General features: G+C 63.0%; 11 protein-coding genes, 1 tRNA gene and 1 pseudogene. 7 read left to right on the top strand and 6 right to left on the bottom strand.

The window, feature by feature from the left end:
- Window positions 1–3: 3 nt before the first annotated feature.
- The gene (locus R2N11_RS23825; protein WP_316682616.1) at window positions 4–582 is read right to left on the bottom strand and encodes an NnrU family protein; all 579 of its coding nucleotides are present in this window, start codon (window positions 580–582) and stop codon (window positions 4–6) included.
- Between the two features lie 127 nt (window positions 583–709).
- Window positions 710–1,570 (bottom strand): MBL fold metallo-hydrolase, encoded by an 861-nt coding sequence (locus R2N11_RS23820; RefSeq protein WP_316682614.1) that lies wholly within the window; start codon window positions 1,568–1,570, stop codon window positions 710–712.
- A 106-nt stretch (window positions 1,571–1,676) separates the two neighbouring features.
- Between R2N11_RS23820 and R2N11_RS23815 the strand changes: the two genes are divergently transcribed.
- The 6 genes and pseudogenes from R2N11_RS23815 (at window position 1,677) to R2N11_RS23790 (ending at window position 5,917) form a co-directional block, all read left to right on the top strand.
- Entirely contained in the window at window positions 1,677–2,039 is a 363-nt protein-coding gene (locus tag R2N11_RS23815; protein WP_199033242.1) for an ArsR/SmtB family transcription factor, read from the top strand.
- A 10-nt stretch (window positions 2,040–2,049) separates the two neighbouring features.
- Window positions 2,050–3,398: pseudogene (locus tag R2N11_RS23810) on the top strand (NAD(P)/FAD-dependent oxidoreductase).
- A 2-nt stretch (window positions 3,399–3,400) separates the two neighbouring features.
- Complete coding sequence (locus tag R2N11_RS23805; RefSeq protein WP_199033244.1) at window positions 3,401–4,222, top strand: sulfite exporter TauE/SafE family protein; 822 nt, start codon at window positions 3,401–3,403, stop codon at window positions 4,220–4,222.
- A gap of 35 nt (window positions 4,223–4,257) precedes the next feature.
- Window positions 4,258–4,334 (top strand) — tRNA-Pro (locus R2N11_RS23800).
- 132 nt (window positions 4,335–4,466) lie between these two features.
- Window positions 4,467–4,940: a phosphohistidine phosphatase SixA gene (gene sixA, locus R2N11_RS23795; RefSeq protein WP_316682612.1), complete on the top strand. Its 474-nt coding sequence runs from the start codon at window positions 4,467–4,469 to the stop codon at window positions 4,938–4,940.
- 137 nt (window positions 4,941–5,077) lie between these two features.
- Window positions 5,078–5,917 carry a GNAT family N-acetyltransferase gene (locus tag R2N11_RS23790; RefSeq protein WP_199032847.1) on the top strand — a complete coding sequence of 280 codons (840 nt, stop codon included), beginning with the start codon at window positions 5,078–5,080 and terminating at the stop codon, window positions 5,915–5,917.
- Window positions 5,918–6,008: 91 nt separating this feature from the next.
- On the opposite strand, the gene ppx is transcribed toward R2N11_RS23790, so the two are convergent.
- A complete protein-coding gene (gene ppx, locus R2N11_RS23785; protein ID WP_316682611.1) occupies window positions 6,009–7,556 on the bottom strand; it encodes an exopolyphosphatase in 1,548 nt (515 codons plus the stop codon).
- Window positions 7,557–7,725: 169 nt separating this feature from the next.
- Between ppx and ppk1 the strand changes: the two genes are divergently transcribed.
- A complete protein-coding gene (ppk1, locus tag R2N11_RS23780; protein ID WP_199032849.1) occupies window positions 7,726–9,897 on the top strand; it encodes a polyphosphate kinase 1 in 2,172 nt (723 codons plus the stop codon).
- 83 nt (window positions 9,898–9,980) lie between these two features.
- On the opposite strand, the gene phoR is transcribed toward ppk1, so the two are convergent.
- The 3 genes from phoR to phoU form a co-directional block, all read right to left on the bottom strand.
- Window positions 9,981–11,309 carry a phosphate regulon sensor histidine kinase PhoR gene (phoR, locus tag R2N11_RS23775; protein ID WP_199032850.1) on the bottom strand — a complete coding sequence of 443 codons (1,329 nt, stop codon included), beginning with the start codon at window positions 11,307–11,309 and terminating at the stop codon, window positions 9,981–9,983.
- A 99-nt stretch (window positions 11,310–11,408) separates the two neighbouring features.
- Window positions 11,409–12,122, bottom strand: a complete 714-nt coding sequence (phoB, locus tag R2N11_RS23770) for a phosphate regulon transcriptional regulator PhoB (RefSeq protein ID WP_024975443.1) — start codon at window positions 12,120–12,122, stop codon at window positions 11,409–11,411.
- 24 nt (window positions 12,123–12,146) lie between these two features.
- Window positions 12,147–12,860: a phosphate signaling complex protein PhoU gene (phoU, locus tag R2N11_RS23765; protein WP_316682610.1), complete on the bottom strand. Its 714-nt coding sequence runs from the start codon at window positions 12,858–12,860 to the stop codon at window positions 12,147–12,149.
- Window positions 12,861–12,887: the final 27 nt, after the last annotated feature.

The following is a 12,887-nucleotide window of genomic DNA, read 5'->3' as shown; positions in this document are numbered from 1 at the left end:
GGGCTACCCCATCGGGCTCACGCCAATCCAGCGCGCATGGAGATAGAACGCAAACACGCCCCAGGCGACAGCACCCATCACAACGGGAATCACATCGCGTGAAAGCGACCCGCCGGGATAAACCACGCCTTCCACGCGATCCCGACGGCGCGCCGCCGCAAAATCCACCAGCCCCCAGACCAGGAACGCCCCAAACAGCACGACCGCATGCAACGTGCCGTTTGCCAGCAGATGCGCCAACGCCCACAGCGTCACGCTGAGCGCCATCGGATGTCGGACCCACGCCTTGAAGTGGTTGCCCGGAACATACGCCGCCGCAAAGAGGATGAAAGCCGCCAGCGTCAGCAAGCCCGCGAGATGGGGCACCCACACCGGCCGGGTCCATAGTGCGTGCGGTTCATGCCGTGCGATACCGTATCCCCAGATGACCAGCGCCAACCCGACGATGGAGGCAATGGAGTACGCACCTTTCCAGCCTTTCTCGCCCATCTGGGCGATCCGGGCCTTGCGCCACGCCTCCGCAACAATGCGAACGGAATGCACGCCCAGAAAGATCAGCAAACCCAATATCAGGATGGACATAACGGGCTCCTCGCTGCCGTGGTGGGCAGATGGCGCGATTGTCGTGCAGAAGCGCCGGCCTGGGCCGTTCTCGGCGTAGCAGCGTTGGCCAGACCCACGCCGCTTATCGAGATCAGGCAGTGACGACTTACAACGCGTTCAGCGGGATCTTCAGGTACTGGACGCCGTTTGGCTCCGCCGGGGGCAATGCACCCGCGCGGATGTTGACCTGGATGGACGGCAGCATCAGCGTGGGCATGCCCAGCGTGGCGTCGCGCTTGGTGCGCATCTGCACGAAATCGTCCTGCGTCACGCCATCTCGCACATGGATGTTGGCGCGGCGCTGTTCCGCCACGGTGGTGTGGCACGTGGCCTCGCGCCCTGCGGGCGGGTAGTCATGGCACATGTAGAGCCGCGTGTCGGCCGGCAAGTCGAGCAGACGGCGGATCGACTGGTACAGCGTACCCGCATCACCGCCAGGGAAATCGCAGCGCGCCGTGCCCACGTCGGGCATGAAGAGCGTGTCGCCAACGAACACGGCATCCCCGACCTGATAGGCCATGTCCGCGGGCGTGTGCCCAGGCACGGCCAACGCCTTCGCCTCCAATTCACCAATGTGGAAGACCTCGTCCGGCGAGAACAGATGGTCAAACTGCGAACCGTCGAGCTGGAATGACGGCTCCAGGTTGAAGATCGGCTTGAACACGCCCTGCACCACGCGAATGCGCTCGCCGATGGCGATGCGCCCGCCAAAGCGGCCCCGCAGGTACGGCGCTGCCGACAGGTGATCGGCGTGGGCGTGCGTCTCGAGCAGCCATTCGACGCGCAACCCATGCGCCTCGATGAAGGCGGCCACGCGGTCGGCAGACTTGGTGCGCGTACGGCCGGATTTCGGGTCGTAATCAAGTACCGAGTCGATCACTGCGCACGGCGTACCGGGCCCAGCATGGACCACGTAGGTCATGGTGCATGTGTCGGCATCAAAAAACGGTTCGATCTGGGCTTGCATGATGGGGGCTTCCGCACACAATCTATATTTTTATATAATATCGTCAGACATTCTGTCTGCCAATAGCGCAAACAGAACCAAATAGAACGAGAAGCGCCGCGCCCTGATGACTGCCCCGACAACTGACCCAAACCAAGTTGTGCCGCTACCTGAAGCGGCCATCTCCATGCTGCGCGACTCGGCTTCCCAGGCATGCGCGGTACTCAAAGCCATGGCGCATGAGGACCGCCTGCTGCTGCTCTGCCAACTCACGCAGGGCGAGCGCAATGTTGGCGAGCTGGAAACACTGGTCGGTCTGCACCAACCCAGCCTGTCGCAGCAGTTGGGTGTGCTGCGCGATGAAGGCCTCGTCAGCACGCGCCGCGAAGGCAAGTACATCTACTACCGGCTGGCCAGCTTCGAGGTCATCCAGATCATGCAGACGCTGTCTGCGTTGTACTGCGGCAAAGTCCTCAAAAGCGTCAGATAGATCGCCTTGCATGGCAGCGGCTTGCGATGTGCCAACGCCGCGCCCCTCATCGAAGCACCAGCCGGTTTGCCCGGCAGCCCCAACTGAAATTGCATGCATACCGAATCCCCTTCCCTGCCCGCGTCCACGCCTGCCGTCGACTGTGATGTGCTCATCCTCGGCGGCGGCGCGGCCGGCATTGGCGTGGCGGCCAGCCTGCGCCGGCGCCGCCCGCAGCTCGGCATCACCATCGTCGAGCCGTCTGACGTGCACTACTACCAGCCGGCATGGACGCTCGTGGGTGGCGGCGTGTTCGACGCCAAGGCCACGGCACGGCAGACCGATTCGTTGCTGCCGGCCGGCGTGCAGCGGATTCGCGCAGCAGCCACGCACATTGAAGCCGATGCGCACCGTGTGCACCTCGACAACGGCCAGACGCTGACCTATCGCCAACTGATCGTCTGCCCGGGGCTGCGCCTCGCGTGGGAGCGCATCGAAGGCCTGGAAGCGGCGCTCGGCCAGAACGGCGTTACGTCCAACTATAGGTTTGATTTGGCGCCGTACACGTGGTCATTGGTGCGCAGCCTGCGCTCGGGCCGTGCGCTCTTCACGCAGCCCGCCATGCCGATCAAATGCGCGGGCGCACCGCAAAAGGCGATGTACCTTGCGTGCGACCACTGGCAGCGCACAGGTGTGCTCGATCGCGTCAACGTAGAGTTCAACCTGGCCGGGGCGGCACTGTTCGGCGTCGAAGCCTTCGTACCGCCCTTGATGCGCTATGTAGAGCGCTATCGCGCCAAGCTGGCATTCGGCTCCACGCTGGTGGCAGTCGATGGCCCCGCACGCATGGCCTGGTTCGAGCACAAGAACGCCGATGGCGAAGTCGCGCGCACCGCCAAGCCATTCGACATGCTGCACGTGGTGCCGCCGCAGGTGCCGCCGGCCTTCATTGCCGAAAGCGGCCTGGGCGATGCCGCCGGCTGGTGCGAGGTCGACCCCGCTACGCTGCAGCATGTGCGCCACGCCGATGTGTTCTCGCTCGGCGACGCCAGCTCCACGCCCAACGCCAAGACGGCAGCCGCAGCACGCAAGCAGATCGTGGTTGTTGCCGAGAACCTGCTCGCCCATCGCGAAGGTCAAACATTGCCCACGCGCTACGACGGCTACGGCGCCTGCCCGCTCACCGTTGAACGCGGCAAGGTCGTACTGGCCGAGTTCGGCTACGGTGGCAAACTGCTGCCAACGTTCCCGCTGCTGCCGACGGTGGCGCGCAAGTCTGCCTGGTGGCTCAAGAAGACGCTGCTGCCCTGGCTGTACTGGAATGCGCTGCTCAGGGGCCGCGAATGGCTGGCACGGCCGACCACGCCCTCAGGACGCTAAGCATGTCTCCGGTAGAAATTGGCTGGATCATCAGCGCAGGCCTGGGCTCGGTGGTCGGGCTCATCCTTGCGCTCACGGGTGCGGGCGGTGCCATCGTCGCGGTGCCGCTGCTGATCTTTGGGCTGCACCTGTCGGTGCCTGAAGCTGCGCCGATCGCGCTACTGGCGGTGGGCTTGTCGGCGGGGCTGGGGGCGATGCTCGGCCTGCGAGAAGGCAAGGTCCGCTACAAGGCGGCCGGGCTGATGGCGCTGTGCGGCGTGGTGGTGTCGCCATTTGGCATCTGGGTGGCGCATCGTGTGCCGAATACGCCGTTGACGCTGCTGTTCGCCGTCGTGCTCGCCTATGTGGCGGTACGCATGTTCCGTCAGGCCCGCGGCGGGACGCCCGCGACAGACACGCCACGGCGCGCAGCACCACCCTGCCATCTCGACACCACAACGGCCAAGCTGGTCTGGACGCTGCCGTGCGCGCGGGCATTGGCCGCATCAGGCGTGGGCGCAGGGTTCCTGTCTGGGTTGCTGGGCGTTGGCGGCGGCTTCGTTATCGTGCCGGCCTTGCGCCGTGCGACCGACCTGCCGATGCAGACGATCGTCGCCACATCGCTGGCGGTGATTGCACTGGTATCCACCGGCGGCGTGGTGGCTTCGGCCATTGGCGGCCATGTCGACTGGCATATCGCACTGCCATTTGCCGCGGGCGCACTGACCGGCATGCTGGCCGGACGCCGCTTCGCTAAGCATCTGGCGGGGCCAGCACTGCAGCAGGGGTTCGCGGCATTTGCCGGTGTGGTCGCCCTCGGATTGATCGTTCGAACAATGATTTGACCGATCTGTTGTGAAAGCGGTACAATCGCCGATTCCGGAGCGTAGCGCAGCCTGGTAGCGCAACTGGTTTGGGACCAGTGGGTCGGGAGTTCGAATCTCTCCGCTCCGACCAAAATTTGGCAGTCAACAAAAACGGCTTACGTTCATCGCGTAAGCCGTTTTTGTTTGGGCGGCAGATGGCGTCATACGGTAGTGATATAAACGCTGCATCAGCGCCTTATTGCACTACCAGCAGAACCGCTCCATGAATCTCATCCTGTGGCGCCACGCCGAAGCCGAAGACGTGGCCGCATCCTTGCGCATCCAGCGCAGCACCGACCTCCAGCGTGAACTGACCAAGCGCGGCGAAAAGCAGGCCGAGAAAATGGCCGCCTGGCTGCGCCCCCGCCTACCGGAAGATACGCGCGTGCTGGTCAGCCCCGCTGTGCGTACGCAGCAGACTGCGCGCGCCCTCACCGAGCATTTCCAGACACTGCCCGATATCGCCCCGGGAGCAGACGTCAGCACCATCCTTGCGGCAATCGACTGGCCTTCGAGCACGAACTTGCTGCTGGTCGGCCATCAGCCGTGGCTCGGCCGCCTGGCCAGCCTGCTGATTGCGGGCGCTGAGATGGAGTGGAGCGTGAAGAAAGCCGCCGTGTGGTGGCTCTGCCGCCGCATGCGCGAAGACGAGGCGCAGACTGTGCTGCGCGCCGTGGTCAACCCGGATCTTGTGTGACACGTCATCATTGTCACGACAACGCCACGCAAAATTCACGCAACGGTCACGAATGACACGCTTTTGTCGCTGATCTGTCATGCAGCGTCTCTAGAATCGCCCCCGAAAGCAACCCTCAGCCACCCTAGGGGATCCGAATGCGAGACCTGCCGACGCCCACCCAGCCGTTGATCGACGCACTGCCGAGCCTGAATCTTGGCCAGGCCAACGCACGGAGGGGTCTTCCTCGCCAATCCGACGCTGTTCCGGCGCGTGACAAGCCTGTTCTGGCCGTTTCGTGGGCGCGCCACCAGGATGAAGTGACCGAAGCGCAACGCCTGCGCTACAAAGTCTTCGCCGAAGAAATGGGCGCCCGTCTGCCCTCGGCCCATACCGAGCTCGACGTCGACATGTTCGACGCCGTATGCGATCACCTGATCGTCCGTGACCAGAAAACGCTGCGCGTGGTTGGCACGTACCGCGTGCTGCGCCCTGACGCTGCCAAGCAGATCGGCTGCCTGTACTCCGAATCCGAATTCGACCTCGTGCGCCTGACGCACCTGCGCCCGAAGATGGTTGAACTGGGCCGCTCGTGCGTGCACCGCGACTACCGCTCGGGCAGCGTCATCATGGCGCTGTGGGCTGGCCTGGGTGAATACATGCAGCGCTACGGCTTCGAATCGATGCTGGGCTGCGCAAGCGTATCGATGGGTGACGGCGGCCACTTTGCCGCAAGCCTGTATCGCAGCTTCGTTGACGACGGCTCGCTGGCGCCGATCGAGTACCACGCCTTCCCGCGCGTACCGTTGCCGGTGGATGAGCTGAACCAGAACCTGGAAGTCGATCCGCCCGCACTGGTCAAGGGCTACCTGCGCCTTGGTGCCCGCATCTGCGGCGCCCCGGCTTGGGACCCTGACTTCAACGTTGCCGACTTCCTGACGCTGCTGCGCCTGTCGGACATTAACCCGCGCTACGCACGCCACTTCCTGCGCGGCTGATCCTTCACCGCTGCAAAGCAAAACGGCCCGGTTCGAAAGACCGGGCCGTTTTGCTTGAATCGGCACCGCAAGGTACCTAACTGCAGATGGGCTACACGTAAGTCACCTTGTAGCGGCGGCCGATGCGCTGCCATTCGTCGGCTTCCTGCGTAAGGCTGTACTCGACCAGCGGATTCTGTTCGATCCAACTCTTCGGCAGCTCTACCTCAAAGCCGCCTTCGTTGAGTTCGCCTTCGCTCTGGCGCACCTTCAGGCCCGGCAACTGGATCGCGCCGCGCCGGCGGCACAACACAAAGGCCAGACGCAGACTGAACAGCATCCGCCAGTCCAGGAACTTGCCACCGCCCGAGAGCTTGCCGAGCTTACCGGCATGCCCCAGCAGTAGCGTTGCCAGGCGCGCCTGATCGGTCCTCGAGAAGCCCGGCATATCGGCATGGCTGGCAATGTAGGCCGAGTGCTTGTGATAGCCGCTGTGCGAGATGCTCATGCCGATCTCGTGCAAGTTTGCGGCCCAGCCGAGCAGCGCAAGATTGTCCTCACGGCGCTCATCAGGCGGATCGGGAAACTGCGACAGCAACGCCGTCGCCGCATCGCGCACACGATGCGCCTGCGAGCGATCGACGTTATAGCGACGCATGAACTGCTCGATCGTCACCGTGCGCATGTCTTCATGGTGGCTGCGACCGAGCAGGTCGTACAGCACGCCCAGGCGCAACGCGCCGTCGGTCACGTCCATGCGGTCGATGTCGAGTTCGGCAAATACACCGAGCATGATCGACAGGCCGCCCGGCAGCACCGGAACGCGGTCCGACTTCAGGCCACTCAACTTCAGGCGGTTGGCGTTCTCCGCTTTGATCAATGCACGCTTGAGGCGCTCCAGCCCTTCGCGGGTGATGCCGTGGGCGCTGCCCTTGTCGCTCTTGTCGTTGAAGCCATTGAGCTCGATCAACTCCGCCAGCGCGCGCGCCGTACCCGACGAGCCCACTGCCTGGTTCCAACCGGCAGTGCGGTACTGCTGCACGAGGATCTGGATTTCGCGACGCGCGGCCAGCTCGGCCTGCTTCATCGCGTACTCATCCACGTTGCCGTTCGGGAAGAAATGGCGGCTGTGCGAAACGCAGCCGATGTAGAGCGATTCCATCAGCTTAGGTTTGTAGCCATTGCCGATGATGAACTCGGTGGAGCCGCCACCGATATCGACCACCAGCCGATTGCCCTGGCACGCCGGCGCATCATGCGATGCACCGAGATAGATCAGCCGAGCCTCTTCGCGGCCCGCAATCACTTCAATGGGGAAGCCGAGCGCTGCCTCCGCTTCGATCAAGAACTCCTGCGCGTTCTTGGCCACGCGCAGCGTGTTGGTGGCCACTGCACGCACGTGGTCAGGCGAGAAGTCGCGCAGGCGATCGCCAAAGCGGCGCAGTGCATCAACACCGCGGCGGCGCGCAGGTTGATCCAGGTATTTATCTTGCGTAAGCCCGGCGGCCAAGCGCACCGGCTCGCGCAGTGCATCGACCTGGAAGATCTGGCTGCTGCTGGCGCCATTGGCAGTCACGGTTTCGTCGACGCGGCCGATCATCAGCCGAAAGCTGTTGGAGCCCATGTCGACAGCGGCCAGCAGACGGGGAGTGGGACTCATGAATGAGAAACGGTAGGAAACGCGATGGGCGTTTTTAGGGATTGTGGTTCGAAACGTTGCGCCACAAAATATGTCTCTATTGTGTCGTCAACGTGACAATTCAAATGTGTCACAAATTTGACACCAGAATATGAAAAAGTGGCCGGATAGTCATTCGCTGGAACAGAACATGTCGACATTGCCCGCGGGCGATCTGCTCAATCGCGAACTGGGCATCCTTGAATTCAATGCCCGGGTGCTGGCCCAGGCGGCCGACCCTGGCGTGCCGCTCATGGAGCGGCTGAAGTTCATCTGCATCGTGTCGAGCAATCTGGATGAGTTCTTTGAGATCCGCATTGCCGGGTTGAAGGAACAGATGCGCGACAACCCGTCGTCTATCACCCCCGATGGCCTGTCGGTACAACAGGCATTTGGCGTGGTGACGGAACAGGTGCGGCAACTGGTCACGCAGCAGTATGCCATGCTGCAGGACGAGATCCTGCCCCTCCTGGAGAAGGAAGGCGTCTTCTTCCACATGACCACCAACTGGAACGAAGCCCAGCGCGCCTGGTGCCGCAGCTTCTTCCAGCGCGAGCTGGTGCCGATCCTGACCCCGATGGCGCTGGACCCGGCACACCCCTTCCCGCGCGTGCTCAACAAGAGCCTGAACTTCATCATCGAGCTCTCTGGCAAGGACGCCTTCGGCCGGGAAGCTGAGCTTGCCATCGTGCAGGCACCCCGCGCCCTGCCCCGCCTGGTGCAGATGCCGCCAGAGCTGTCGGGCTATCCGTATGGGTTCGTGCTGCTGTCGTCGTTCATGCAGGGCTTTGTGCACGAGTTGTTCCCGCAGATCGACGTGCATGGCTGCTACCAGTTCCGCGTCACGCGCAACTCCGATTTGTTCGTGTCAGAAGATGAAATCACCGACCTGCGCGAGGCATTGCAGGGCGAACTGTCCACGCGCCACTTTGGCGATGCGGTGCGCCTGGAAATCGCGCATGACACGTCGCCTGCGCTGGTACGCCGCCTCTTGCAGGAGTTCGGCCTGACCGAAGCTGACTGCTACCGCGTCAAGGGCCCGGTGAATCTGGTGCGCCTGCTGCAGGTGCCGGACATGGTCGACAAGCCGGTGCTCAAGTACCCGCCGCACGTGCCGGCGACGGTCAAGCAGGTTGCCAACAGCACGAACATCTTCGACGCCATCCGCCAGGGCGACATCCTGCTGCACCATCCGTACGAGAGCTTCACGCCTGTGCTGGAGCTGCTGCAACAGGCTGCGCGCGACCCCGACGTGGTGGCCATCAAGCAGACCGTCTATCGCACCGGTAACGAATCGCCGGTCATGGAAGCACTCATCAAGGCCGCGCGCAACGGTAAGGAAGTCACCGTCGTCGTCGAGTTGCTGGCGCGCTTTGATGAAGAAACGAACATCAACTGGGCCGACCAGCTTGAATCTGCCGGCGCGCATGTCGTGTATGGCGTGGTGGGCCACAAGTGCCACGCCAAGATGCTGCTGGTGGTGCGCCGTGAGGTCTCCGGCAAAGGCAAGACCGTCAAGCTGCACCGCTACGTGCACCTGGGCACCGGCAACTACCACCCCAAGACCGCCCGCCTCTACACTGACTTCGGCCTGATGACGGCCAACGAGCAGATCTGCGAAGACGTGCATCACACGTTCCAGTTGCTCACCGGCACGGGCGCACAGGTGAAGCTGCATCACTTGTGGCACTCGCCGTTCACGATGCATGAAAACTTGGTCGAGCACATCCGTGCCGAAGCGCGCGCCGCACGCGCAGGCAAACGCGCGCGCATCATCGGCAAGATGAACGCACTGCTGGAACCGACCATCATCGATGAGCTGTACAAGGCCTCGCGTGCCGGCGTGAAGATCGACCTGATCGTGCGCGGTGTGTGCGCGCTCAAGGCGGGCGTGCCGGGGCTATCGGAGAACATCAGCGTGCGCTCGATCGTCGGGCGCTTCCTGGAACATCACCGCGTCTATTACTTCCATGCTGCCGGCGAGGAAGTCGTCTACCTCTCCAGCGCTGACTGGATGGACCGCAACCTGTTCCGCCGCGTGGAAGTGGCCTTCCCGGTGCTCGATCGCAAGCTCAAGGCGCGCGTCATCAAGGAAAGCCTGCAGGTGCATCTGCGCGACAACGCATCGGCTTGGGTGATGCAAGCGGACGGCACCTACGTGCAACGCACGACGCGCGGCAAGCACGTGCGCATCAGCCAGCTTGAGTTGTTGAACCACTTCTCGCCGCAGGCTGCTGCAGCGGCGGAAACGGCGGCAGCCGTGGCCGCAGCGACGGTTGCTGAGGCGACTGTCCGCACACCAGTGGAAATTTCTGCAGGCTGATCTGCGACACTGCCCCGCAAAACAAAACGCACGCTCTGCAGCGTGCGTTTTTCATTGGGTGATCGGTTTGGCGCGAGGTTGAATCAGGCCGCGCGCTCGTCGCTGACGCTTACACTGCGCACCACCGTGCGCTCTGGCGGAAACACTGCGCGGAACGTGCTGCCCTTGCCGTGCTCGCTCGTCACCTGCAGTTCGCCACCGTGGCGCGAGAGTACGTGCTTGACGATCGCAAGGCCGAGACCCGTACCTCCGGTATCGCGCGAGCGGCTACGGTCAACCCGATAGAAACGCTCAGTCAGGCGCGGGATATGCTCGGGTGCGATGCCGATGCCCGTGTCAGTCACAGAGAACATCGCGTGCCCGTCCTTCACGCTCCAGTCGAGGCGGATCGCACCGCCATCGGGCGTGTAGCGAACCGCATTGGAGGCCAGATTGCTGAACGCGGAGAGCAGTTCCAGCTCGGCCCCGCACACGCTCACCGCCGGATCGCACGTCATGCTGATGGAGTGGCGGCCGGCAGAAAGCGCCTCGATGTCATGCTCAAGCTGCAGCATCATGCGCTGCATCGGCACCGGCGTGACTGATGGCGGCTCGGGGTTGCCCTCCAGCGTCGCCAGCGCCAAGAGATCTTCCACCAGGTGCTGCATGCGCATGGCCTGCGTATGCATCATATCGAGGTAGCGCTTCTTATCTTCCTCAGGCAACGGAATATCGCGCACCGTCTCAAGAAAACCCGAGAGCACCGTCAATGGTGTCTTCAGCTCGTGCGAGACGTTGGCGACGAAGTCGCGGCGCATGGCCTCGGTGTTCTCCAGCTTGGTGATGTCTTGCGACACCAGCAGCTTGCGGTCTTCGCCATACGGCAGGACCTGGACAGAGACGATGCTTTGCTTGTGGGGGCCCACGTCATGCATGGTGAGCGGCTCCTCGAACTCGCCGCGCGCAAGGTAGCGGACGAACTCCGGTCTGCGGATCAGGTGGGTGATGCGTTGGCGCAGGTCACGCTTGGCAGACAAGCCGAAGTGCTCCTCGGCCACAGCGTTGCACCATTCGATCTGGTCTTCAGCGTCGAGCATCAGCACGCCGTTGGGCGATGCTTGAATGGCCTGGATGAAACGGCTGTGCTGCTGCTCGACCTGCAACACCTGCGTACGCCAGCCCTTCATGAGCCGGTGCAGCCGGTAGTAGACCTCGCCCCATAGGCCGAGCGCGCTGGGGATCTCGCCATAGGCCGGCGAGTCCAGCACGCGCCATAGGCGCTGGATCTGATAGACGTAGTAAAGGAGCATCACCAGCAGCAGCGCGCTGAGCACAGCCAGCGCAACTACATGGTTGGCGAAGACATACAGACACGCCGTGATGATGCCGCCCAGGGCGACAAAGACGGCGAAGCGGGTCCAGAAGACGTTCATGAAGGCATTCTAAGCGCTGGACCGCAAGGATCGTATGAATGCGGCGTATAAACGCGCGATGGAAAAAAACCTGACTCGCGCGCCCGTTCAGCCGATACGTTACTGCCCCGGATTACGCGCCAGGCGATAGCCGCTGCCGCGCACGGTTTCGATCATGTTGCTGTAGCCACCCGGAGCGAGCGCCGCGCGCAGGCGCTTGATGTGCACGTCCACGGTACGCTCTTCCACGAACACGTGATCGCCCCACACCTGATCAAGCAATTGCGAGCGGCTGTGCACGCGCTCCGGATGCGTCATCAGGAAATGCAGCAGACGGAACTCGGTCGGGCCCAGATCGAGCTTGATCGGGTTTTCTGCTTCGATGTTCGTGGCCGTCACGCGATGCGTGGCCGGGTCGAGCTTCAGGCCGTTGATGGCCACCACGTCGTCGGTCAGCTGCGGCGCACGACGGCGCAGCACGGCCTTGATGCGAGCCAGCAGTTCCTTGGGCGAGAACGGCTTGGTGACGTAGTCATCCGCGCCGCTGTCCAGGCCCATGATCTTGTCCTGCTCTTCGCTGCGGGCGGTCAGCATGATGATCGGGATCTGGCGCGTACGCTCATTGGCACGCAGCTCCTTGGCGAACATCACGCCGGACTTACCCGGCAGCATCCAGTCCAGCAAAACCAGGTCTGGCAGCACATCGCTCATCAGCGACAGCGCCTGTTCAGCGTTGTACGCACGGATCGGGTAGTGACCTGCGTGCTGCAGGTTAACGGCGATCAGCTCGGCGATCGCCGGTTCGTCTTCCACGACCAGAATGCTACTCGGCATGCTCACGTCTCCATCCTGCCTTTTTTATTCGCCCTCGCCCTGGATCTCACGCTCCAGCGCCTCGCGCCCAGCGTGCCGGACGTCGGTTCCCTTGACGATGTAGATGATGAATTCGGCGATGTTCTTGGCGTGATCGCCAATACGTTCGATCGCCTTCGCAATGAACAGCAGATCCAGCGACACCGAAATCGTGCGCGGATTTTCCATCATGTAGGTGATGAGCTCGCGCATGAAACCGCGGAATTCCTCGTCGATGGCCTTGTCTTCCTTCAGGATCGACACGGCCTCGGCGGTGTCCAGCCGCGCGAAGGCGTCCAGCGCATGACGCAGGATGGTCGCCGCCATGTCGCCCGAGCGCTCAACACCCACATAGTTCAGCGCGTGCGCCGACGGGTCCTGCATGAGGCGCTTGGTACGCTTGGCGATCTTCGCGGCCTCGTCGCCGGCGCGCTCCAGGTTGGTGATGGTCTTCGAGATGGCCATGACCAGCCGCAGGTCGCGGGCGGTCGGCTGGCGGCGCGCGATGATGTTGTTGCAATCGCCGTCGATCTCGATTTCGAGCGCGTTGATCTCCTGCTCCACCGCGAGCACCTGATCGCACATCTCGGTGTCGAAGTTGGCCAGCGCACGCATCGCGCGGGCGATCTGCGCTTCAACCAGGCCGCCCATCTGCAGCACCTTGGTGCTGATCGAGGTCAGGTCCGTATCAAACTGCGATGACAGATGTTTCTCAGACATCGGTTTCTCCTTGTCGCTTCAGCGCTT

Origin of the sequence: Ralstonia flaminis (assembly GCF_958415495.1) — a bacterium.
In the GTDB taxonomy this organism is placed as follows: Bacteria; Pseudomonadota; Gammaproteobacteria; order Burkholderiales; family Burkholderiaceae; genus Ralstonia; species Ralstonia flaminis.
The sequence above is the reverse complement of the archived record's forward strand: the minus strand, read 5'-3'. Positions and strand labels throughout refer to the sequence as shown.